We start from the raw sequence: 22,935 nt of genomic DNA on the forward strand, positions 1-22,935 counted from the left end.
ACCGAGGCGGCACAAGGGGGCTGAGAGACTGTCGACACCATCTCGCCCAGTAGCAGTGGAGGACTCGTGAGCAGCAGGAACGGCGTCGTCATCGTCACCGGCGGGGGTCGCGGCATCGGCGCGGCGACCGCGCGGCTGGCGGCCCGGCACGGCTACGCGGTCTGCCTCTCGTTCCGGGCGGACAGCGTGTCGGCCCACACCGTCGCCCGCGACATCGAGGCGGCCGGCGGGGTCGCCCTGCCGGTGCGCGCGGACGTCGCGGTGGAGGCGGACGTGGAGCGGCTGTTCGCCGCCGCCGAGCGGGACCTCGGCACGCTGACCGCGCTGGTGAACAACGCGGGGGTGCTGGAGCGGCAGTGCCGGGTGGACGAGCTGACCGCCGACCGGCTACAGCGGGTGCTGACCACCAACGTGGCCGGTCCCTTCCTGTGCGCGCGGCAGGCCGTGCTGCGGATGTCCACCCGCTACGGCGGTGCGGGCGGGTCGATCGTGAACGTCTCCTCGGCCGCCTCCCGGCTGGGCTCCCCCGGCGAGTACGTCGACTACGCGGCGTCCAAGGGCGCGGTGGACACGCTCACCACCGGGCTGGCGCTGGAGGTCGCGGGCGAGGGCATCCGGGTGAACTGCGTCCGGCCGGGGATCATCGACACCGAGATCCACGGCAGCGGCGGCGAGCCGGGCCGGGTGGACCGGATCGGCCCGACCCAGCCGCTGGGGCGCGCCGGGCGTGCGGAGGAGGTGGCCGAGGCGATCGTCTGGCTGCTGTCGGACGCCGCCTCGTACAGCACCGGAGCGTTCATCGACGTCTCCGGCGGGCGCTGACGACCGGGTCCGGGAGAGTTCTTACAGACCTCGAACGGACGTGCGTGGGAGTGATTCTGACGGTGATTACCGGCTTAGTGTGACTGGCAGAGGTCGACGGCCGGAGCCGACGGACCGCTGATTCCGGCATTGCTTGCGGAGTCCCGATCCGGCCCGTCGAATATCCGCTGTTCTCGTCGTCCCACGCACCGGGGAGTTTCCATGAAGACCACCCACCGCAGTATTCGGGCCGCGGCCGCCGGCGTCGTACTGGCCGCCGCGGGGGCCCTGCTGGCCGCCGCCCCCGCCCAGGCCGCCACCACCGCCGTGCACGACGCCGGACCGGGCGTGGTGTTCGCGCAGAGCGACGACACCGGCGGCAACACCGTCGTCGCCTACGACCGCGCGGCCGACGGCGCGCTCACCCAGGCCGGGGTCTACCCCACCGGCGGCCTCGGCGGCGTCCTTGACGGCTCGGCCGTCGACCACCTCGCCTCCCAGCACTCGCTGGTCTACGACCAGGCGCACCACCTGCTGTACGCGGTGAACGCGGGCAGCAACACGGTCACCGTGTTCCAGGTGGACGGCGACCGGCTGACCCGTACCCAGGTCGTCGGCTCCGGCGGGGAGTTCCCGGTGAGCCTCGCGGTGCGCGGCGACCGCGTGTACGTGCTGAACGCGCTCGGCACCGGTTCGGTCCAGGGCTTCGTCCGCGAGGGCTGCAACCTGGTGCCGATCGCCGACTGGCACCGCGGCCTCGGCCTGACCCCGGTCACCGGCCCGATGCAGTTCACCCACACCCCGGCCCAGGTCTCGTTCACCCCGGACGGCTCGGCGCTGGTGGTCACCACCAAGGCCAACGGCAACAGCATCGACGTCTTCCCGTTCGACCACCGGGGCACGCCCGCGGCGGCGCCGGTACAGAACGTCGAGCCGAACGCGGTGCCGTTCGGCTTCGCGTTCGACCCGGCCGGGCGACTGGTGGTCACCGAGGCCGGTCCGAACGCGGTCGCCACCTTCACCCTGACCCGGGACGGCAAGGCCACCCAGGTCTCCTCGGTCGCCACCGGACAGGCCGCGACCTGCTGGATCGTCCGCGACGGGCACACGTACTACGCGTCCAACGCGGGCAGCGCCAGCCTCTCCGGCTTCCGCGAGGGCCGTCACGGCCTGCTCACCGCGCTGGGCAACACCACGACCGGCGCCGGCACCACCGACGCGACGGTCTCCCCCGACGGCCGCTACCTGTACGTGCAGACCGGCGCGGCGGGCGTGGTCGACGGCTTCCAGGTGCAGCGTGACGGCTCGCTCACCCCGGTCGGCTCGGTGACCGTGCCCGACGGCGTCGGCGGCGAGGGCATCGTGGCGGTCTGACCCCTGCCCGCAGCCGACTGACTGCCCGCAGCCGACCGTGGGCCGCAGCGCCGGATGCGCTGCGGCCCACGGGACGTCACCGGGTCACCGGATCCGGGTCACCGGTTCACAGGACGGTGGACAGGGTGAACGCCTGGGTGGCGGTGCCCGCCGCGCTGGTCGCGGTGAAGGTCAGCCGGTAGCTGCTGAGCAGTGCCAGCGTGTCGCCGGAGATGGTGGCGGTGCCGTTCGGCCCGGGTGTGAAGGTCAGCCCGGAGGGCAGCGCCCCCGACTCGCTCAGCACCGCCGCCGGGTAACCGGTGGTCTGCACGGTGAAGCTGAACGGGACCAGCCCCAGCGCGGTGGCCGAGCCGGCGCTGGTGAACGCCGGGCGCTGGTCGACCGTCAGCGCCAGCGCCTGGGTGGTGCTGCCGACGGCGTTCTTCGCGGTCAGCACCAGCGGGTAGGCCCCGCCGTGGCCGGCCGCCGGGGTCCCGGACAGGGTCGCCGTACCGTTGCCGTTGTCCTTGAAGGTCACCCCGGACGGCAGCGCCCCGCCCTCGGTGATGGTGATCGGCGCGGTCCCGGTGGTGGTCACCGTGAACGTCCCGGCCGTACCGGTGGTCAGCGTCAGTGTGTCGGCGCTGGTGAGCACCGGGCCGCTGGACTGGGTCACGGTGACCGTCAGCCCCAGGCTGCCGCTGCCGCCGGAGTTGGTGGCGGTCAGGGTGACCGGGTAGCTGCCCGCGGTCCCGGCGGCGGCGGTACCGGAGAGGGTGCCGGTGCCGTTGCCGTTGTCCTTGAACGCCAGCCCGGTGGGCAGCGCTCCGGTCTCGGTCAGCGCCGGGGCCGGATAGCCGCTGCTGGTCACCAGGTAGGACCCGGCGGTGCCGGTGCTGAACGCGGCCGTGGCGGCGCTGGTGACCGCCGGTGCCTGGGACACCGTCAGCGTGAACGCCTGGACCGCCGAGCCGGTGGCGTTGCTCGCGGTGATCGTCAGCGGATAGCTGCCGCCCGCCGCCGGGGTACCGGCCAGGGTCGCCGTGCCGTCGCCGTTGTCGGTGAAGGTGACGCCGCCGGGCAGCGCCCCGCTCTCCTTGAGCGCCGGGGCCGGGGCACCGGTGCTGGTGACCGTGGTGGTGAAGGCCGTGCCCGCGGTCGCGGCGTAGGTCGCGGCGCTGGTGACCGTCGGCGCGGTGTTCTGCTGGAGCGTGGTCGAGCCGCTGCCCGCGACCTGGGTCCAGGCGGACAGGGTGCCGCCGTAGGCCTGGCCGAAGGCCGCGCCGTTGACGGTGGTCCCGCTCGGGGCGCTGATCGGCACCTCGACCGCGGCGGTACCGGAGTTGGCCACGGTGACCGCGCCGTCGGTCTCCGAGGCGGTGACCGAACCGGCGGCCAGCGCCGCGCTCCAGGCGGTCTGCTCGGCCAGGACCTGGCCGATCGCGCCCAGGGTCGGCTGCTGGTACGGCGTCAGGGCGCTGAAGTAGCTGTGGTACTCGGCCAGCAGCGGGTTCAGCACCGAGTAGAGCAGGCCGTCGCCGGTGGTGTCCGCCGTGGTCGGCGGGGTCCCGCTGGTCGCCGGACCGGCCGGGGGCTGGCCCATGATGTTGGTCTGGTGCACGTAGCTCGGCCGCGGGTCGTTGCTGAGCAGGTTCTGCATCATCCCGGAGACCACGCTGTCCACGATGTCGGCGAAGGTCGCCGGGGCGGTCTCACAGGTGGTGGTGAAGCTGGCCACGCACTGGCCGCCCAGCGACGGCGGCTCGTACAGGGTGTTGTACTCGTCCACCTCCTGGGCCTCGGTGGAGGCGTTGTAGTAGATGTTGATCGGGTGCCGCGGCGCGACCTGGGCGGTGCCGTCGGTGAACGCCTGACTGGCGGCGTAGGTCGCCCCGGTGTAGTTCGCGCCGATGCCGAACTGGTCGTCCGGCGGGTTCGGGTAGACCTTGGAGGCGTCGTCGCCGACGACCTTGATGCCGACCGCCTCCAGCGCCGGGGTGAAGTACGGGTTCTGCTCCCAGGGGCCCTCGACCGCGTTCTCCGTGGTCGGCGGCGTCCAACCGGGCTGCGCGGTCCCCGCGGTACCGGTGTCGGTCCAGCTCAGCTCCTTCTCGCCGCCGCCGGTGACGTCGGTGGTGGAGGTCGGGTCGCCGGAGCTGTTGTCCGGCAGCGTGGCCGAGGACGGGGTGGCGTAGGTGTCGACCAGCGACCAGTCGCCGCTGCCCGCGACCTCGCGGTAGATCTGGTAGTCGGCCGCGTGGCAGATGGCCTCCATCTGCAGCGTGACCGAGCCCCCGGCCGGGACGGCGATCGGCGCGGTGACGTAGGCCGCCGACTGGCCCGCGCTGGGCGAGTCGGTGAACTGGTCGGTGACCGCGTACTCGTAGCTGCCCGCCGCCAGCGTGCCGCCGCTGCCGCTGCCCGACGCCTGGTCCAGGTCGGGCGGGTCGACGGTGGCCGGGTTGCCGGGGACCAGGTCGGCGAAGCCCGAGTGGTTGCCGGGCACGAAGACCTGCGGGTTCTCGTAGCCGAGCGCCTGGCTCGGGTCGGTGCTGCTGGTGATCCCGAGGCCGCCGGTGCCCGGGGTGCCGCCCGGCTTGGACGCCGCCCAGCTGGTGTTCTCGTTCAGCTCCGCCTCGATGTAGTTCTGCGTCGCGCAGCCCACGTCCAGGTACGGGGTGTCATAGGTGTGGCTCAGCCAGCCGAAGTCGTCGGCGTAGGGCTTGCCGGTGGCCGGGTCGCTCTTCTGGAACTCCGCCAGCACCGGGTCGGTGCCGGAGTTGTTCTCCTGGTACTCGACGCTGCCGCCGCCGTTGAACAGCTGCTCCATCCGGAAGCCGTTCGCCTGCGACCACGTGGCCGCGTAGTCGACGTCGGCGGCCCGCATCCGCAGCGCGTCGGCGTCGCTGTAGTCGATGGTGTGGTTGGCGGTGTCCCAGGCGTCGTCCGGGGTGAACGTGTCGTCGATGTCCATCTCGACGTAGTTGCGGTACAGCCCCAGGTGCATGCCCTGGGTGACCCAGTCGATCAGGCCCGGGGCCAGCAGCAGCCACTGCGTCTGCGCGGCGTTGTAGTCGAAGCCCAGTGCCAGCTCGGCGACCCCGGCCTGCGGGTCGGTGCCCGGATGCTGGTAGACGGCGGCCAGGATGCCGCCCGCCGCGTTCTCCAGCCACGGGGTGACCGGGGCTCCGGCCACGGCCGAGGCCGGGTAGCCGTACGAGCCGGTGCCGAACGGGACGGTGCCCTTGAGCGCCGGCAGCGCCAGCAGTCCGGCGGCGGTGAGCTGGCCGCTGGTGCCGTCCAGGGCGCCCGCGCCGGTGTCGGTCAGGCCCAGGGCCGGGTTCGGGTAGCTGTAGCCGTCGACCTGCCTGACCCCGAACGCGGCCTCGTAGCCGTCCAGCGCCGTCAGCTGCCCGGCCGCGAAGTCGGTGGGCGAGTCGGCGACGACCACGCCGTTGTAGTAGCCCTGCGTCCCGCTGGACAGCGCGGGCAGGGTGACCGTCTCACTGCCCGCCGTACCGCTCGCGTCCACCTCGGTGTAGGGCACCCCCTCGGTGGTCAGCGCGGACGCCCAGGCCGCCGTCGTCGGATCGGCGGCACCGCCGCCCGCCCCGCCGACCAGTAACACCTTCAGATCCAGCTGCGGCGGCGACCCGGCCGCCGCGGCCGTCCCCGGCACAGCGGCCCCCGCCGCCGCCAGCAGGGTGACCGCGGCCAAAGTGGCCAGCCACCCCTGTTTTCCTTGCCTCATTGCCTGACCCTCCCATGGCAAAAAACACCGCAGCCTGACTCGGCTGCGGCGTCAGAATGGCAGGCCGCGTGGGCAATGTATGGCGATTGCGGAGAGATTCAGCGAGAGGCCCCGGGATATACGAACATATGTTTTCCTGAACTCGTCGGTGTACGAGAAATGACAACCCGTTCGAGTGATTATCCGGAAAGCGGCCCCGGACGACCGAGAGGTGTCCGGGGCCGCTCGCTGCCGGGTCAGTTCGCCGGGCCGCCGGCCAGGGTGAGGTTGACCGTGTGGCTGGCGCCGGAGCTGTCGGTGTAGCTGACCGCGACCTTGCCGCCGACGGTCTGCCCGGCCATCAGCGTGGTCAGCGCGTCCGGCGAGGCCACCGAGTGGCCGCCGACCGAGGTGATCAGGTCACCCTGGGCCAGGCCCGCCGAGGCGGCCGGGGAGTTCGGGATCACGCCGGAGACCAGGGCGCCGGAACCGCTACCGGCACTGCTGGCGGTGGACACCTCGACGCCGATGAAGGCGGTGGCGCCGACGTGCACGGTGCTGCTGGCGGTACCCGCCTCGATCTGCTGGACGATCGACTGCGCCGTGTCGATCGGTATCGCGAAGCCCTGCGTCGTCCCCGACTGCTGCTGGAAGCCGCTGGACGACGACTGCGATCCGGCCGTGTCCATGCCGATCACCTGACCGGAGGAGTTGACCAGCGGGCCGCCCGAGTCGCCGGGCTGGATGTCCGCGTTCACCTGGATCATGCCGGACAGCTGCTCGGCGCTGCCGGTCACCTCGTCACTGGCGGTGACCGACTGGTTGACACCGGTCACGCTGCCCGATGCGGCCGTTGGAGTGAGTCCGGTGCCGCCCGCGTTGCCGATGCCGGTGACCGCGTCGCCGACGGTGACCTTGCCGGAGTCCCCCAGCGAGGCCGTCGCCAGGCCGGAGGCGTTCTTCAGCTGGAGCACCGCCATGTCGCCGGTGCGGTCGTAGCCGACCACGGTCGCGGTGTAGGTCCGGCCGTTGCCGATGTCGGTGGCGGTGATCGTGGTGGCCCCGGCGATCACGTGGTTGTTGGTCAGGATCTCGCCGTTGGAGGTCAGCACGATCCCGGTCCCGGCCGCCTGGACGTCCTGGTAGCCGAGGGTGGTGTTGATGTCCACCAGCTCCGGGTCCACCTTGGCGGCGACCCCGGTGGCGGCGGTACTGGTGCCACCGCCGGTACTGGTGCCACCGCCGGTCCCGGTCCCGCCACCGAAGCCGCTGCCGCCGCCGGTCCCGCCGCTACCGCCGGTCCCGCCGCCGAACTGGGGCGCGGTCTGGCCGTTGTTCGGCACGCTCGGGTTGGCGCTGCCGGCCGCGGCGGCCGACGCGGGCGAGTGCCAGACCTCGTGGCCGATGCCGACCCCGGCCGCGACCGAGGCGGCCACCAGCGCCAGCAGCGCCGCTCCGGTCCGCACCGGGTGCCGCCGCTTCGGCGGGGGCGGGGCGTAGCCGTAGTACGGGGGCGCCGGAGGGTACGGGGGCATCGGCGGCGGCATCGCCGCCGACGGCGGGATGGTCTGCGTGCCCGGGGGCGGCGGGGGCGGGGCCCAGCCACTGTCCAGGCGGTCGTGACCGCTGCCCGCGCCTGCGGCCCCGGTCGGCGTTCCTGCTCCGTAGTTTGTGCTCATGGCGGCCCCCAAAGAGTTCGGACCGGGCGAGCCCAACGGTGCTGCCCTCCCTCCATCATGCGAGCAATCATCGTTGAGGACCGTGAGGGCAGGATGAGAAAGGCCTTGAACCAGGACGAGGCAAACGGGTCCGCACCCTTGACGGTCTCCGGTCGGCGCACTAGCGTGCCGAGCCAACATGTAAGGAAAGTTAACTAATCATCTTTGGATGATCCAGGGAGTCCGCAGTGAGACCGTCGACGCGCGCCAGCAGCACCCCGAACCGCCGCCGCAGCGGACGGCGTCCGGACCGGCGGACGCTGCTGGCCCTGGCCGTGGGCACCGGACTGGTGGCCACGGCGGTGGTACCGCTGGCGTCCGCGCAGGCCGCGACCGCCGGCCAGCTGCGGGTGGACCAGTTGGGCTACGGCACCGGCGACACCAAGATCGGCTACCTGATGGCCGGCGGCAAGGTCAGCGGCGAGAGCTACCGGGTGGTCGACGCGGCCGGGAAGACCGTCGCCAGCGGCAAGGTCGGCGGCACCAGCCGGGGCTCCTGGAACTCGGCCTACCCGGACGTCTACCCGATCGACTTCTCCGCGCTGACCACCGCCGGGAGCTACCGCCTGGTGACCACCGGCCCGCTGAGCCTGACCTCGGACAGGTTCACCGTCGAGAACCCGGCCACCCTCTACCAGGGCCTGGTCACCGCCGGGGTGAACTTCTATCAGAACCAGCGCGACGGCTCGGATGTGATCGCCGGTCCGCTGAAGCGCAAGCCCGCGCACCTCAACGACGCCCACGCCACCGTCTACCAGACGCCGGACTTCATCGCGAACAGCAACGGCGGTACCGGCGACGAGATCAGCGGCAACCTGAAGCCGGTCGCCGGGGCCAAGCCGGTGAACGTCGAGGGCGGCTGGTTCGACGCGGGCGACTACCTGAAGTTCACCTTCACCGCCTCCTACGGCGACGACCTGCTCTACGCCTCGGCCCGGGCACTCGGCGCGTCCGCCCCGGCCTCGCTCACCACCGAGGCGCAGTACGGCACCAGCTGGCTCAACAAGATGTACAACCGGTCGACCAGGACGCTGTACCTCCAGGTCGGCATCGGCGAGGGCAACGAGACCAGCTACGGCGGCGACCACGACCTGTGGCGGCTGCCGCAGGCCGACGACTCGGACAAGTCGTCGTACGACGTGTACGCGGCGAAGAACCGGCCGGTGTTCGAGGCCGCCGCGCCGGGCGCCAAGATCGACCCGGACGTGGTCGGCCGGGTCGCCGCCGCCTTCGCCTTCGCCGCCCAGGCCGACGCCAAGGCCGGGCACACCAAGGACGCCGCGGCCGAGCTAGCGAACGCCACCTCCCTCTACGCCCAGGCCAACACCAGCCCCAGCGGCACCCTGGAGACCGCCGACCCGGAGGCCTACTACCCGGAGTCGATCTGGCACGACGCGATGGAACTCGGCGCCACCGAGATCGCCCTCGCCCAGCAGGCGCTCGGCGACTCCGCCGCCACCTCCAGGCCGTACCTGACCCAGGCCGCCACCTGGGCCGCCGACTACATCAAGAAGGACTCGGGACAGGACACGCTGAACCTGTACGACGTCAGCGCGATCGCCCACGCCGACCTGGTCACCGCGCTGAGGAACGCGGGCGACCCGAGCGGGCTGGCGGTCACCCCGGCGGCGCTGGTGGCCAACCTCAAGGCGCAGCTCGCCGGAGCGGTGAAGGCCTCGGCCGCCGACATCTTCCACGAGGGCGGTGACTACACCAACTTCGACGTGGACTCGCACACCTTCGGCTTCATCTCCACCGAGGCGCTCTACCAGAAGGCCAGCGGGGACACCGAGTACGCGGCCTTCGCCAACGAGCAGCGGGACTGGCTGCTCGGCGACAACGCCTGGGGTACCAGCTTCATGGTCGGCGAGGGCACCACCTTCCCGGACTGCATGGGCTCGCAGATCCCCAACATCTCCGGCTCCGGCAACGGCACCGGCGCGATCGACACCGGCGCCGTGGTCAACGGCCCCAACGGCACGGACAACTTCAGCGGCGGCCTGGGCGGCCTGCTGACCGGCATGGTGAAGTGCGAGAACGACTCGTTCACGGCCTTCACCGGGCACGGCGGCGAGTACGTGGACGACGTCCGCTCCTGGCAGAGCAGCGAGCCCGCGCTGGACATGAGCGGCAGCGCGATCCTGGCGGGCGCGCTGCAGGCCTCGCTGGGCGGGAAGTCAGCCGCGAAGTAAGGCAGCGACGTAAGGCAGGAACGTGAGGCAGGGACGTAAGGCAGGAAAGTAGGCGGGCAAGCGGCGGCCGGAGCGGGGAGCTGTCCCCGGTCCGGCCGTCAGCCCTTCGCCGACTCCCGGAGCCGGAAGGCGGTGTAGACCTCGAACAGGCCGAGCGCCAGCAGCCACCACCCGGCGAGCACGGCCAGCACCACGACGCTGGTGACCGGCGAGACGATCAGGACCATCCCGGCGATCACGCCGACGATCCCGAAGAAGACCATCCAGCCCCGGCCGGGCAGGTTGTGCACGGTCATCGCCGCCGCCAGCTCGGTGAACCCCCGGAACAGCCAGCCGATGCCGATCCACAGGCCGAGCAGCACCACCGACTGCTCCGCGCCCCGGAAGCAGAGCAGCCCCAGCATCACCGACAGCGTGCCGCTGGCGAACATCAGCACCCGCGTGCCGCCGCTGAAGCGGTGGCTGAACGCCTCCACGAACTGCAGGACGCCGCTGATCAGCAGGTAGATGCCGAACAGCACGGCGACCACCACCACGGTCTTCCCCGGCCACACCAGGGCGCAGACGCCCAGCAGCACGGTGGCGATGCCGAGGCCGAGCGCGACCGGCCAGGCGGCCTTGGTCAGCGCCGCGACGAAGGGGGGATCTTCCGGCGGGGCTCCATAGGACATGGCGGTTCCTTATGGTGAGGCACCAACGCAGACCGTGCAGGTTCGACCTTTATGTCATGATAAGAACCATTTCGCCATCCGAGAGCCCCTGTACACCTGCATAGTTGTTGATGTATTGGTGGGATGTGAGAAGGTGGTGGCATGCATCTCGTGCCGGCCGAGCGGGCTCAGCAGCCGTCCATCGACGAGCACCGGGCCTGCGAGGCCATCGAAGGGCTCGGCGACCCGCGGCAGGTGGCGGCCTGGGCCGCCCGCTTCTCGCTGCTGAGCGACCCCAACCGGCTGGCGCTGCTGCTCTGCATCCGGCACGCCGGTCCGATCAGCGTCACCGACCTGGCGCTGGCCACCGGGATGAACGCCACCACCGTGTCCCAGGCGCTGCGGCTGCTGAAGACCGCCCAGGCGGTCGTCGGCATCCGCGACGGCCGGGTGATCCGGTACCAGCTGGCGGACCAGACCCTCGGCACCGCCCTGGCCCTCGCCGCCCCGGCTGTCCCGGCCGCCCCGGCTGTTCCGGCTGCCCCGGCTGTTCCGGCTGCCCCGCCTGGCGGGTCGCACCCGCGGCCGTAGCCGCTACTCGGTGCGCAGCGCGGTCGCGGTAGCGGTCCTCGCCTACCTCAACGCCTGATCAGGCGGCGGGCCCGGGCCGCGACTCCGGCCCCGGTTCCAGCAGGCCGAAGGCGGCGGTCGCGTCGTCGTGGCGCTTGCCCTTGAAGGTCCCCGGCGGGTCGGCCAGCTCCGCCGCGCGGACCGCGCGCACGGCCGCCGCCGGGCCCTGCTGCTCCAGCGTGTCGAGCAGCCGCGGCCAGCTCCAGCCGTACCGCTCGACCAGCCGCGAGACGCCGTCGGTGACCAGCGCGAACCGCCGCACCCGGGACAGCGGTACGGCGGCGGTCAGCGCCCGGTCGGCGGCCTCGGGCCGGGTACTGGCCACCCAGAACCCCTGGTCGCTGTTGCGCAGCCGGGAGACCGCCTCCCGGCCGTAGGCGGGCAGGTGCGAGGTCCGGTCGTCGTTGAGCTCCCGCAGCTCGCCGTCGCGGGTCTGCACCACCAGCGGCGAGTCGGCCAGGACCAGGCAGTCCAGCGTCCCGGCGTGCGCGCGGACGATGGCGACGGTGCTGGAGGGGCTGTTGGGGTTGTCCAGGTCGCACTCCGGGTGCAGCGCCCGGGTGGCGGTGATCCCCTGCCGCAGCGCCTCGCGCAGCGGCAGGTCCGGCCGCTCGACCAGCAGCTCCGCGAGCCGGCCGCCGAGCCGCCGGGCCAGCCAGGCCACGTCGTGCGCGCAGCCGTTGGGCAGTCCGCTGTCGGTGGCGCCGTCCAGCACCACCACGAACCGCTCCGAGGCGACCACGAAGTCCTCGTTGGCGGCGACGTCGGGACTGGCCTGGCACACGTAGCTGATCTGCACGCTGGTTCCCTCGCTCGCTCGGGTCGGCCCCGATCGTACCCACACCGCCCCGGCCGCTCGGTTCTTCGCCGGGCTGTTCAGCTGACTGTTCACCGGGGCGCAGCGGAATCCCGATGTTCGACCTCTTTCATGAGGGAACTTGACGCGCACTATTCGAGATCTTATGGTCATCTGAGGATGTAGAGTAGTCCACAACCGGACTGGAGGTGCCCGGTGCGTGGCGTGGCACAGGCGTCACGCATGGCCGCACCTTCGAACGCGTACCGGAGTTGCTCCGGATTCACTCGGTCGGCCCCCACGCCGACCGGGTCAGCACCACGTCACCCCTCTCGCACCGCACCGCACCACCCGGCCGCCACGGCCTCTGCTGCTCTCCCGCTCGCCCCACCTCACCAGCGTCAACTCCGCTCTGTCCGGCCTGTGCTGCTCATCCGGCCCATCCAACTCGGCCAAGGAAAGCCTGAGATGAAGATCCGTAAGCTGCTGTTTCCGGTCGCCCTGGGCGCCTCGCTGCTGATGGCCGCCCCGTCAGCCATGGCGAGCACCACCGCGCCCTCCATCGAGCCGAACCGCGGTGACAGCGGCGTCTCCTTCAACGTCGTCACCTCCTACCAGGACATCCCGGCCGCCGCGCGCGCCGCGGTCGTCGCCGCCGCGCAGAAGGACGGCTACGAGTCGCTGAAGCACGAGCCGGGCACGCTGGCCTTCCACGTGATCCCGGACCCGGAGGACACGACCCGGATCGTGATCACCGAGACCTTCACCGACCGCCGCGCCTTCGAGTCCCACCTGCGCGGCGGCGCCGAGCACGCGTTCCGCGCCGTCGCGGCGCGCAGCGGCGTCAAGGGCCCCGACTACACCATCGCCGGTACCTCCCTGGAGCCGCTGAGCAGCGACGGCCGGACCGCGGCGTCGCACGGCGACGACGGCAGCGTCTACTCGGTCGTGGCCGTGGACGAGGTCCCGGTACAGGACCGCGCCCCGTTCGTGGCCAGCATCCAGGCGGACGCCTACGGCTCGCTGACCAACGAACCGGGCACCCTCGGCTTCCACTGCGTCCCCGACCCGACGGACCCCGGCCGCTTCGTCTTCCTGGAGACCTTCACCAGCGTGGACGCGTTCAACGCCCACGTGAGCGACGGCCCGGCGAAGGCGTTCCTGGCCCTGGTCGCGCAGTTCAACGTGACCGCGACCTTCACCATCACCAACGCCACGCTCTCCGGCAACGGATTCGGCGAGCCCGGCGGCTTCACCCTGCCCAACCAGCGCTGAGCGCCCCAGAGCCGACCGCCCCGCACCACCCGTCCGACAACACCCTTCCGGAATCCAGAGAAGAGAGCCCCATGTACCACATTGCCGTCAGCTTCGACGTCCCCGCCGACCGCCGCGAGGAGTTCATCGCCGCCGCCCTGGAGGACGGCCGCGACTCCAACGCGAGCGAGCCGGGCACCCAGCGCTTCGAGCTGATCGTCGACAGCGAGAACCCCAACCGCTTCTACCTGAACGAGGCGTACGACGACGAAGAGGCCTTCGACGTCCACTGCAAGGGCGAGCCGTTCGTGAAGTTCTTCGCGATCATCGACAAGTTCGCCGAGGGACCGACCTGGCTGATCAAGGGCACCCGGGTCGAGGACAACGCCTGAGTCGCCCCGCGGCGATCCGCCCCGCCGTCACCGTCCCCGGCCACCGCCGGGGCCGGGACGGCGGGGTTCGCGCGTTTCCGAGGGCGACGACGCCGGACCGGACCGGCGCCGACCCGGGGCGTCGTCGCCGCGACCGGTCGCCCCCGCTGTTCGCGACCGGTCGCCACCGCTGTTACCGCGCTGTTAGGCCCGAACGGCGAGAGTGGCCGAGTCACTTCCTCGCACCATGATGGGGGCAGCTCATGCCACCAGTGAGCGCACCCGCGAGCGGACGTCCCCGGCACCGTTCGGCGCCGCCGTCACCGCTCGCCGCGCTTCCCGCCGGATCACCCTGGTCGGCCGCGCTGCCGCTGGTGATCTGCGCCGGTGTACCGCCGGTGCTGTTCCTCTGGTGGCAGAACACCATCGCCGGATCCCTGGGCAGCGCCTCCGCCTGCCTGATCGCGGCCGGGAGCGTCGCCGGGCTGCTCGCCGCGTACCTGCTGCTGGTGCTGGTCGCGCTGATGGCCCGGGTGCCCTGGCTGGAGAACCGGGTCGGCTCCGACGTGGTCGCCCGCTACCACCGCTCGCTCGGCGAGTACACCGTGGTCCTGGTCTGCGCGCACGCCCTGCTGCTGATCGTCGGCTACGCCTGGCAGAGCGGGACGAACCCGCTCGCGGAGACCGTCGGCGTCCTGGTGGACTACACCGACGTGTGGCTCTCCGCGATCGCCCTCGGACTGCTGCTGCTGGTCGGCGCGGTCTCGGCGCGCGCGGTGCGCCGCAAGCTGTCGTACGAGTCCTGGTACCACATCCACCTGCTGGTGTACCCGGCGATCGGCCTGGCCTTCGCGCACGAGTTCGCGGTCGGCACCGAGTTCTCCGCCTCGCTGCGCAACCGGGTGCTGTGGTCGGCCGCGCACGTCGTGGTCGGCGCCGCGGTGGTGCTGTTCCGGATCCTGCTGCCGCTGTGGCGCTCGCTGCGGCACCGGGTGCGGGTGGCCGCCGTCGTCCAGGAGGGGCCCGGTGTGGTCTCGCTGCACCTGACCGGCCGTGACCTGGACCTGCTGGACGCCGAGCCGGGGCAGTTCCTGCGCTGGCGCTTCCTGGCCCGGGGGCACTGGTGGCAGTCCCACCCGTACTCGCTGTCCGCCGCGCCGCAGCCGGACGGGCTGCGGATCACGGTCAAGGACCTCGGCGACAGCAGCTCCTCGCTCGCCCGGCTGCGCCCGGGAACCCGGGTCTGGTTCGAGGGCCCGTACGGGGCCTTCACCGCCCGCCGCAGCTCCCGCGGCCGACGCGTGCTGCTGATCGCGGGCGGCGTGGGAATCACCCCGATCCGGGCGCTCTACGAGTCGCTGCCGGGCCGCGGTTCGGACCTGGTGCTGGTCTACCGCGCGTCGCGGCCCGAGGACCTGGTGCTCTACCGGGAGCTGGAGGCCATAGCCCGCCACCGGGGCCTGGGCCTGTTCGCCCGGACCGGCCCGCGCGGAGGTCCGCAGGAGGACCCGCTGCGCGCCACCGAGCTCCGCGCGATCGTTCCCGACCTGGCCGAACGCGAGGTCTACCTGTGCGGCCCGGCCGGGATGACACGGTCCGTCAGCGGCCAGCTGCGCGCCGCCGGAGTGCCCCGGCGGCGCATCCACATCGAAGCGTTCGAGCTCTAGGAGTCCGGCCCATGCGCAGAATCACGGCGGGCCTGGCCGCCACCACCGCCGGTGTCGCGCTGCTGATCGGGGTCAAGGCCCACTCCGCGAGCGCCCCCCGCTCCGCCCTGGCCGGGTTGGGCGGCACCCGGCCGGTGGCGTCCGGTCCGTCGGCCCCGGCCGGGACCAGGCCGTCGCCGAGCCGGACCGCCACCGCGAACGGCGGCTTCGACGGCAGCGTGATCCAGACCCAGTACGGGCCGGTGCAGGTGCAGGCGGTGTTCAGGGACGGCAGGCTCAGCAACGTCGTCGTGCTCCAGCGGACCAGCGGTGGCCGCAGCAGCCAGATCGACTCCTACGCGCTGCCGGTCCTCACCGCCGAGGCGCTGAAGGCCCAGAGCGCCGACATCGACGTCGTCTCCGGCGCCACCTTCACCTCCGACGGCTACGCCCAGTCCCTCCAAGCCGCCCTCGACGCCGCCGGACGCTGAGTCCCGCCCGGTGGGGAGACGACGGCGCCCCGCCGACCGCTGCGGCAGGGGCCGGGATGCCGGTACCGCAGGTCAGACCCAGCCAGTGCGGTGCTGGACCCACCGGCGGCCGACAGCGGCCATCTCCGCCTGGTAGGGGCGCAGGTAGGGCACACCAGGTGGGCCGGGGTAGCGGGAGTTGCGCTCCCAGTAGCCAGTCAGCGCGATGGCGAATGAGGTGATCGCGGCGGCCGGTGCCTGGTGGAAGGCGGTGCCCGTGGCCATGGCCGCTTCGGCCTGCGCCGGGGTGTGCCCTGCGCGGATCAGGTGCGGCAGGAACATCGCCGGGTCGACCCAGGCGGCGCCCTGGTGCAGGTAGGCCCAGTCGATGACGACGTCGCCGTTGTCGGACAGCATCGTGTTGTCGGGGCGCAGGTCGGCGTGCAGCAGGGTGATTCCGTCGCCGTCGCTGTGCCAGGCGCGTTCGGTCACCGCGAGGCGTTCCAGGTGCCTGGTGGACCAGGGATCCAGGTCGGTGCCGGCGTCGGCCAGGATCTGCCAGCCCAGGAACTCGCGGCCCACGGCGTCGACGAAGCCGGGGGCGCCCGCGACGGGCGAGGGCGTGACGGTGGCGGGCAGGGCGTCCAGCAGGGCCAGGGCCCGGTCGGTGTCCGGGCTGTCCGGGGTGGTGTCGGGGTGGCGGCCGTCGACGTCCTGGAACGCCATCAGCAGCCAGTCCCCCGCTTCCCAGGAGCACAGTAGCCGCGGCACCGGCACGCTGGCGGGCAGGGCCTCGTTGATCGCGGCCTCTTCCCCGTAGCGGGGGAACAGGATGTGGTCGGTGGCGATGCCCTTGAGGAACAGGCGGCTGCCGTCGGCGAAGGTGAGCCGGACGGCCAGGCCGGAGCTGAAGCCGCCGGTCTGGGTGTCCGCCCGCACGACGGGGTGTCCGGCGAAGGCTTCGACGGAGGCGCGGGCTTGCTCGGGCACGTCGGGCCAGGCGGGCCGGACGGATGTGCCGGTGACGCGGTCGGACGCGATCACGATGTCCTCCGTCTCTCCGGAAGGGGTTGCCGGGAATCTGATGGTATAGCTCAACTTGACTTGTTTTCCTGTGATTTCACTCGAACGGTGCCCATGGGGCCACGGTGTCGTAGACACGCGCCCGCACCAGGTCGTGCAGGTACTCCAGCGCCCCCTTCCCGATGCACAGGGTGGCGAGCTGGGCTTCGGCGGCGCGGGCGAGCTGGACGGCCAGGGCTGCGGTGGCGGTGAACGCCGCGCGGATCGCGTCGGCCTGCTCCGGGGACGCCCGGTGGCCGCGGACGACGGTGGTGAGCGGATCATCCGGGTCCAGCCGCACGGCGAGCTGGGTGAGCATGACGGTGCGGCGCAGCTGCCGGATCTCGCCGGGAGTGGTCTTGGTACCGCCGGTCAGGTTGCCGCCGAGGTCGTCGACGATCTGGGAGGCGGTGCCGATGTCCTCCAGGGCGCGGCGCACAGCCGGGCCTGCGGTGTCGCTGCCGCCGGGGTGCTCGTCGGCTTCGGCTACGCCTTCCCCTGCACCCCGAGCTACTGGTTCGGCGCCGAACTGCTGCCGAGAATCCCCGAACCGGCCCGCACCACCGAGCACCTGGTCGGACTGTGCGAGCTGGCGGTACGCCCGGCTTGGCAGGACCGGGGCATCGGCTCACGCCTGCACCAGGCACTCGTCGACGCCCTCGCGCCCCGATACGTCAGCCTGCTGGCGATGCCCGGCAACTCCGACAGCCAGCGGCTATACCGACGCCTCGGCTACAACTACGTCGGCCCCTACCGCAACACCCCGGGCGGCCCGGAGTTCGACCTGCTACTCCTGGACCTGCACGAGCGATGACACAGGAGCGGCCACCTAGCCGATCTTGTAGTCCTCATGGGGCACGCCACGGGCCCAGACCGATGTCCGGGACTGGGCTGTCTCCGTCGGCCTGGGAACTGGTGTCGATCGGATCAGCTCACGCACGGCGCCCCGCCGACCGCTCGGGTCGACGGGGCGCCGCTGTCGCGTGCGGGTGGCAGCTGGGGCCTACAGGTAGTAGCCGAAGACGTCGGCGATCACCTGGGTCGTGCTGTTGACGTACAGGTCGACCTTGCCGTCGGCGGCGACCGGGACGATCACCTGGTTGGGCACGGTCGCCTTCGCGCCGACCCAGTTCAGGTTGGACGTCGGCGGCTGGCCGCTGCCGTCGTCGGCCCCGGCGCTGAGGAAGCCGCTGCCGGTGGTGCCGGTGACGGTGATGTTCAGCACCACGGCCTTGATCCCGCTCGGGATCGTGATCTTGGGGTTGCCGGTGATCTGCAGCGTGACCATGTGGCCGGCGGCGACCGGGCTGGAACTACGGGTGTCCAGCAGCCGGGTGGGTGTGACGCCGGTGAACGACGCCCCGCCGGTACCGAGGGTGAAGTAGCCGAAGACGTCGGCGATGACCTGGGTGCTGCCGGCGACCTTGACGGAGATCTGCCCGTTCGTGCCCAGCGGCACGATGGCCAGCCCGGCGACGGTCGAGTTGCTCTGGTACCAGTCGACGTTGGAGACGCCGGGGAAGGCGGTGCCGGTGGGGTAGGCCGCGAAGTTGCCCGCCCCGGTGGTACCGGTCGCGGTCAGGTTGACCACGACGGCGGTGGCGTCGGCCGGGACCCCGCCCGGGGTGACCACGTTCAGGTTGATGGTGTTGTTGACGATCGGCGGGTTGGTGCCGCTGGTGCCGCGGCTGTCCAGGATCCGGGTCGGGGACATCGTGGTGTAGGTCGACCCGGTGGTGTCCTTGGTGTAGTAGCCCTGGATGTCGCCGATGACCGCGGCGCTGCTGGTGATGTAGAAGTCCACGCCGCCGTCACCGGAGACCGGAACGGTCACCAGGTTGGCGACGGTCTGGCCCTTGCCGGTCCAGTTGACGTTGGACGTCTTGGGGCGGGTGGTGCCGTAGCCCCAGGCGGTCAGGTTGCCCGCGCCGGTGGTGCTGGTGACGGTGACGTTCATGACGACCGAGGTGACCCCGCTGCTGGGGATGTCCAGCTGGCTGATCGCCGGGTCGCCCTCGATCTGCACGCTGGTCATACCGCCGGAGGGCACCAGTTGCTTGCTGGGCCGGGTGTCCAGGATCCGGGTCGGGGTGACCGGGTGGTACGTCCCGGGCCCGGTGGCCGCGGCCGGGTCGTCCGCGCACAGGACGGGGATCAGGTTCGCGGCGTCGGGCTCGCCCAGGCCGCTGGCCAGGTCGTAGCCGGCCTTGGCCGAGTAGCCGACCTTGTTGTAGACGTTGTTGCCGGTGGTGACGTCCCGGTAGTTCGAGCTGTACCCGGTCTTCGCGGCCTGGTAGAGAGCGAAGTTCAGGAAGCCCAGGGGGCCGCTCGCCGAGCAGCCCGGCTGCGCGTCGGCGATGGCGGTCAGCGCCGCCCAGGTCGGCGTGGAGGCGCTGGTACCGCCCCAGACGTGCCAGGCTCCGCCCGCGTAGATCGGGTAGCCCTCCTGCTCGTCCGCCAGCGCCGACACGTCCGGCAGCTGACGGCAGACACCCCCGCTGGGGGCGCTGCACTGGCTGGTGTACCCCGAGCCGGCGAAGCCCGTCTGGTAGTCGAACGACGGGCTCAGGTTCCAGGCGTTGGAGACGCCACCGCCACCGGCACCGCCACCGGCACCGTCGTTCCAGACCCAGTGGCTGGGCAGCGAGGTGCCGCCGACCGCGGTCACGAACGGCTGGGAGGCCGGGTCGTTGACCGACGCGGCGTACTCGTACGTGAACTTCGACCCCAGCGGGGCGCAGTCCGTCCCGCCGTAGTCACCCGCGGCGGCGAAGATCGACTGCCCCTGGGCGGCCGCCTCCTGGGCGTAGTAGTCCTCCGCCACCAGGCTGCTGCCGCCGACGGCGTACTCGCAGTTCCCCCAGCTGATCGACAGCACCTGCGCGTCGTCGGCCGTCACCATGGCCTGGAGGTCGGTCGGCAGCCCGGTGCCGGTTCTGGTGTTGGCGGTCTCGTAGTCGATGATCGACGCGCCGGGCGCGAGGCTCGCCAGGTCCTCCAGGTCGAGCAGGGACTCGGTGCCGATGTCGCTGCCGTAGTTCGGGGCGGCGGTCGGCGCGGGCTTCGTGGCGACCGTGCTCACCGTCACGTGGGTGCCGTAGCAGGCCTGGTAGGCGGCGAAGTCCGAGGGGGAGTAGTTCTCCAGCTCCAGCACGCCGATGGTCACCCCGGCACCGCTGGTGGCGGTGTGCGGCAGGTTGTAGGTGGACGCCAGCCGCGAGGCGCTGGTCCAGCCCGCGCCGTCGGTGCCGTACTTGGTCAGCGCGGTGGCCGCGGCGGAGCAGATCTGCGGGCCGCCGCCGGCGTCGGGGGTCGCCGCGGCGTGCGGCGTGCCACCGGTGGTGGCCGACCCGGCGCGGTTCGGCGTGGCCGGGACGAGGTCCGTGGAGCGCGCGGAGAGCGAGTCGAGTCCGATGACGCCGGACACCGTGCCCGCGACCGACTCAGGCAGTTCCGGCGCCTCGGTGTTGGCGAAGGCCTGGGCGCCGTTCGCCAGCTTGTACCCGGCGAAGCTGGTGCCGAACGCCTTCGCGGCGGTGGCCAGGTCGGTGGTGACCGGGATGGTCAGGCCGTCGGGGGTGACCGTGCCCGTCTTCAGGCCCCGGGCCCTGAGCGCGGCGACCACCCGGTTGACGGTGTCCTGGGTCGGGCCGAAGACCGCCCCGAACTGGCCCTTGGCGAGGTAGTGGTGGTACTCGCTGTTGCCCTTGGTGGACACGGCGGCGGCGTACGCCTTCAACGCCGCCGGTTGGCGTGGGTTCAGACCGACGCTCAGCTGCACGGTGGTGCTGCCGGACGGCGCGGTGGCGCGGACGGCCCCGGCCGGGATCTGCGGCGCGGTACCGATCCGTTGGGGTGCGTTGGCGGCCGCGGTGGCCGTGGCCGCGGCCGACAGCCCGGCGGCGTCGGCGGTGGCCGAGGTGGCGACCAGGGCCAGGGCAGCGGTGGACGCGGCGAACGCGACGCGCATCGCGTACCGCGAACCCCCGTTGGTGGTGCGGCGGCGGCCGGGTGCAGGGGCTATGGAACCCCCCGGCACCGCAGTGACCTTGTCGGTCATGCAGGCTCTCCTCGTGAGACTCGTGCAACGTCGACGCAGGGGTGTGTCCGAGACACAAGCGAACACAAAGTGCTTCTTGGCGCGCAGATGTGGCGCCAGAACAGCCCCCGGATATGACTGATGCAGAAATTCTTCTATCAGTTCGGGTCCACTGGTGTCGTTTGAGATTCGTGGGACCGGGGTTTCGTTATCACATCGACGCAGCGCCCGCTCGTCCGCTCCGCGCGGTCGTCAGCCGATTCGGTCACGGGTTCACAACAAGCACACTGGGCCTTTTCATTACTGACACAATCTGTTCGCTGATCAACTTCCTTCTCCGGGGGTGCCATGTCACAGGGTCCGTCTTGGTCGCCGCAGGGACCACCACCGCCCGGTCAGGTCCGGCGACAGCCGACGCCGCGCCCGCCGACGGCGCCGGACCTGCGGCCGCTCCACCGCCGCAAGCGGGTCTGGGTGGGCGGGGTCGGCCTGTTCGCCCTGGGCGCGGCCATCGTCACCAGCGGCGACCACAGCCAGCTCGCCCAGGCCGAGGCCCTGGTCAGGGCACGGCCGACGGTGTCGGCCGTGGCCACCGCCGACGCGCAGGTCACCGTGACCGCGAAGCCGTCGGCCGCGCCCAGGGTGACCGTCACCGCCACGGTCACGGTCACGGTCACCAGGACCGCGACGACGACGGTGACGGTGACGGCGACCGCAGCCGGTGACGCCGACTCGGGGTCCGACTCGTCCGACTCCGGCTCGTCCGACTCCGACTCCGGCTCCGACTCCGGCTCTTCCGGTTCGGGATCCGGCTCGACCAGCACCTCCGACGGCACCTGCAGCATCACCTCCAGCTCGGGAAGCTGCTACCGGGCCGGTGAGTTCTGCTCCGCCCACGACCTCGGCCTCAGCACCACCGACGCCGACGGCGACCCGATCAGCTGCGAGGCCGACAACGGCCGCAACCGCTGGATGGACGCCTGACCCGCGCGAAAGGGCCCAACCGCCGCTGCGGTTGGGCCCTCCGGGCGAGCTCCGGGTCAGGCGGTCCCGGCGCCGGTCGCGCTGCCCGCGAGCCACTGCGACCAGGACAGGTCGTAGTCCGCATAGCCGTTGTCACCCGCGGCCTTGCCACGCGGCGAGCCGGTGATGGTCACCGGGTCGCCTTCCTTGACGTTGTCGTAGTACCACTCGGCGTTCGCGTACGAGAGGTGGACGCACCCGTGCGAACCCTGGCCGTGGCCGGGGTTCGGGTCGCCGGTGGAGTAGTGCGCGTAGGTGCCCGAGTACGTCAGCTGGACGTCCCAGGGCAGCGTCAGGTCATAGTAGTTGGGGTTGCTCGGGTTGCAGGTGATGCCCACGCTGCACGAGGTCATGGTCACCCAGCGCTGCTTGTCGATCACCGCCATGGTGCCGTCCCAGCTCGGGAACGCCGAGCTGCCCGCGTCGATCGGCATGGTCCGCACCACCCGGCCGTTGTGGGTGACCTTCATGGTGTGGCCGGGCGCGGAGACGGTGGTCTCGAAGTCCGAGCCGATGGTGAAGGTGTGCCGGTACGCGTGCACGCCACGGCGGCCGTGGCCGTCGGCGACCCCGGTCAGCTCGGCGTCCAGGGTGACCTTCGTCCCGGCCGACCAGTAGCCCTTGGGCCGCCAGTCGACGCGGGTGTCGCTGAACCAGTGCCAGGCGCCGGTGACCGGCACCGACGTGGTCACCTTCAGGTGCCGCTCGATCCCGGCCCGCGCCGAGGCCGCCACCGGGTCGGTGAAGACCACCGAGATCGGCATGGCCACCCCGACGGTCGATCCGGTGGTCGGGGTGATCGTGTTCAGCAGCATCGGCTGGGCGGCAGCGGACGCGCTCGCCCCCGTGGCGGCAGCCGCCGTCGCACTGCCGCTGAACACTCCGCCGCCGACCAGCACCGCACCAGCCAGGACCGCCACCCCGACGCCGCGCTTGATTCGTCGCACTTTTCGCTCCGCTCATGTCATGGACAGAGATACGCCATTGCCTGGATGACTCGTAACCCCGTGCCCGTGGTTGCGCCCGATCCCGGAGCGCGGGGCAGCACGGACGAGCGCACGCCGCCTGTCCCGGAGTTGGCGGCGCACCCCCGGGGTCACCTATTGCGTTCTTTCGCTCACGGACGACAGCGCACAACCCCACCCCACCGCCTTCGAGTTGTTGCCCGCCGTCGCCGCCGTGCAACCTTTGCCGCCGCCG

At 71.8% G+C, this 22,935-nt stretch carries 18 protein-coding genes; 10 read left to right on the forward strand and 8 right to left on the reverse strand.

What is annotated here, in order from left to right; all coding sequences use genetic code 11:
- The first annotated feature begins 66 nt into the window (after positions 1-66).
- Together GXP74_RS36905 and GXP74_RS36910 are read left to right on the forward strand one after the other, a co-directional pair.
- Entirely contained in the window at positions 67-822 is a 756-nt protein-coding gene (locus GXP74_RS36905; protein WP_182455553.1) for an SDR family oxidoreductase, read from the forward strand.
- Between the two features lie 201 nt (positions 823-1,023).
- Positions 1,024-2,175 (forward strand): beta-propeller fold lactonase family protein, encoded by a 1,152-nt coding sequence (locus tag GXP74_RS36910; protein WP_182455554.1) that lies wholly within the window; start codon positions 1,024-1,026, stop codon positions 2,173-2,175.
- A gap of 106 nt (positions 2,176-2,281) precedes the next feature.
- Here the strand turns inward: GXP74_RS36910 and GXP74_RS36915 are convergent, their stop codons facing one another.
- Together GXP74_RS36915 and GXP74_RS36920 are read right to left on the reverse strand one after the other, a co-directional pair.
- A complete protein-coding gene (locus GXP74_RS36915; RefSeq protein WP_182455555.1) occupies positions 2,282-5,905 on the reverse strand; it encodes an Ig domain-containing protein in 3,624 nt (1,207 codons plus the stop codon).
- Positions 5,906-6,141: 236 nt separating this feature from the next.
- On the reverse strand, positions 6,142-7,563 hold the full coding sequence (locus GXP74_RS36920; protein ID WP_182455556.1) for a S1C family serine protease: 1,422 nt from the start codon (positions 7,561-7,563) through the stop codon (positions 6,142-6,144).
- A gap of 227 nt (positions 7,564-7,790) precedes the next feature.
- Here GXP74_RS36920 and GXP74_RS36925 point away from each other — a divergent pair, with 227 nt between their 5' ends.
- Positions 7,791-9,794: a glycoside hydrolase family 9 protein gene (locus GXP74_RS36925; RefSeq protein WP_225448455.1), complete on the forward strand. Its 2,004-nt coding sequence runs from the start codon at positions 7,791-7,793 to the stop codon at positions 9,792-9,794.
- A 98-nt stretch (positions 9,795-9,892) separates the two neighbouring features.
- On the opposite strand, the gene GXP74_RS36930 is transcribed toward GXP74_RS36925, so the two are convergent.
- Positions 9,893-10,465, reverse strand: coding sequence for an HdeD family acid-resistance protein (locus tag GXP74_RS36930; RefSeq protein WP_182455557.1), 573 nt, complete (start codon positions 10,463-10,465; stop codon positions 9,893-9,895).
- A 141-nt stretch (positions 10,466-10,606) separates the two neighbouring features.
- Here GXP74_RS36930 and GXP74_RS36935 point away from each other — a divergent pair, with 141 nt between their 5' ends.
- Positions 10,607-11,035, forward strand: coding sequence for a helix-turn-helix transcriptional regulator (locus GXP74_RS36935; protein WP_182455558.1), 429 nt, complete (start codon positions 10,607-10,609; stop codon positions 11,033-11,035).
- Between the two features lie 58 nt (positions 11,036-11,093).
- On the opposite strand, the gene GXP74_RS36940 is transcribed toward GXP74_RS36935, so the two are convergent.
- The gene (locus tag GXP74_RS36940) at positions 11,094-11,873 is read right to left on the reverse strand and encodes a protein phosphatase 2C domain-containing protein (RefSeq protein WP_182455559.1); all 780 of its coding nucleotides are present in this window, start codon (positions 11,871-11,873) and stop codon (positions 11,094-11,096) included.
- Positions 11,874-12,338: 465 nt separating this feature from the next.
- On the opposite strand from GXP74_RS36940, the gene GXP74_RS36945 reads away from it, so the two are divergent.
- The 4 genes from GXP74_RS36945 (at position 12,339) to GXP74_RS36960 (ending at position 15,632) form a co-directional block, all read left to right on the forward strand.
- Positions 12,339-13,145 (forward strand): putative quinol monooxygenase, encoded by an 807-nt coding sequence (locus GXP74_RS36945; RefSeq protein ID WP_182455560.1) that lies wholly within the window; start codon positions 12,339-12,341, stop codon positions 13,143-13,145.
- Between the two features lie 71 nt (positions 13,146-13,216).
- Positions 13,217-13,516, forward strand: a complete 300-nt coding sequence (locus GXP74_RS36950) for a putative quinol monooxygenase (RefSeq protein ID WP_182455561.1) — start codon at positions 13,217-13,219, stop codon at positions 13,514-13,516.
- A gap of 242 nt (positions 13,517-13,758) precedes the next feature.
- On the forward strand, positions 13,759-15,162 hold the full coding sequence (locus GXP74_RS36955; RefSeq protein ID WP_182455562.1) for a ferric reductase-like transmembrane domain-containing protein: 1,404 nt from the start codon (positions 13,759-13,761) through the stop codon (positions 15,160-15,162).
- Between the two features lie 11 nt (positions 15,163-15,173).
- Positions 15,174-15,632, forward strand: coding sequence for an FMN-binding protein (locus tag GXP74_RS36960; protein ID WP_182455563.1), 459 nt, complete (start codon positions 15,174-15,176; stop codon positions 15,630-15,632).
- Between the two features lie 72 nt (positions 15,633-15,704).
- Here the strand turns inward: GXP74_RS36960 and GXP74_RS36965 are convergent, their stop codons facing one another.
- The gene (locus tag GXP74_RS36965) at positions 15,705-16,655 is read right to left on the reverse strand and encodes a phosphotransferase family protein (protein WP_182455564.1); all 951 of its coding nucleotides are present in this window, start codon (positions 16,653-16,655) and stop codon (positions 15,705-15,707) included.
- Positions 16,656-16,731: 76 nt separating this feature from the next.
- The gene (locus tag GXP74_RS41275) at positions 16,732-17,112 is read right to left on the reverse strand and encodes a hypothetical protein (RefSeq protein WP_225448773.1); all 381 of its coding nucleotides are present in this window, start codon (positions 17,110-17,112) and stop codon (positions 16,732-16,734) included.
- A gap of 30 nt (positions 17,113-17,142) precedes the next feature.
- Between GXP74_RS41275 and GXP74_RS36975 the strand changes: the two genes are divergently transcribed.
- Complete coding sequence (locus tag GXP74_RS36975; protein WP_255528199.1) at positions 17,143-17,487, forward strand: GNAT family N-acetyltransferase; 345 nt, start codon at positions 17,143-17,145, stop codon at positions 17,485-17,487.
- Positions 17,488-17,676: 189 nt separating this feature from the next.
- On the opposite strand, the gene GXP74_RS36980 is transcribed toward GXP74_RS36975, so the two are convergent.
- Complete coding sequence (locus GXP74_RS36980; RefSeq protein ID WP_182455567.1) at positions 17,677-20,733, reverse strand: protease pro-enzyme activation domain-containing protein; 3,057 nt, start codon at positions 20,731-20,733, stop codon at positions 17,677-17,679.
- A gap of 453 nt (positions 20,734-21,186) precedes the next feature.
- Here GXP74_RS36980 and GXP74_RS36985 point away from each other — a divergent pair, with 453 nt between their 5' ends.
- The gene (locus GXP74_RS36985) at positions 21,187-21,696 is read left to right on the forward strand and encodes a hypothetical protein (protein ID WP_182455568.1); all 510 of its coding nucleotides are present in this window, start codon (positions 21,187-21,189) and stop codon (positions 21,694-21,696) included.
- 56 nt (positions 21,697-21,752) lie between these two features.
- On the opposite strand, the gene GXP74_RS36990 is transcribed toward GXP74_RS36985, so the two are convergent.
- Positions 21,753-22,682 carry an Ig-like domain-containing protein gene (locus GXP74_RS36990; protein WP_182455569.1) on the reverse strand — a complete coding sequence of 310 codons (930 nt, stop codon included), beginning with the start codon at positions 22,680-22,682 and terminating at the stop codon, positions 21,753-21,755.
- Positions 22,683-22,935 lie beyond the last annotated feature (253 nt).

The organism is Streptacidiphilus sp. P02-A3a, assembly GCF_014084105.1.
GTDB lineage: Bacteria > Actinomycetota > Actinomycetes > Streptomycetales > Streptomycetaceae > Streptacidiphilus.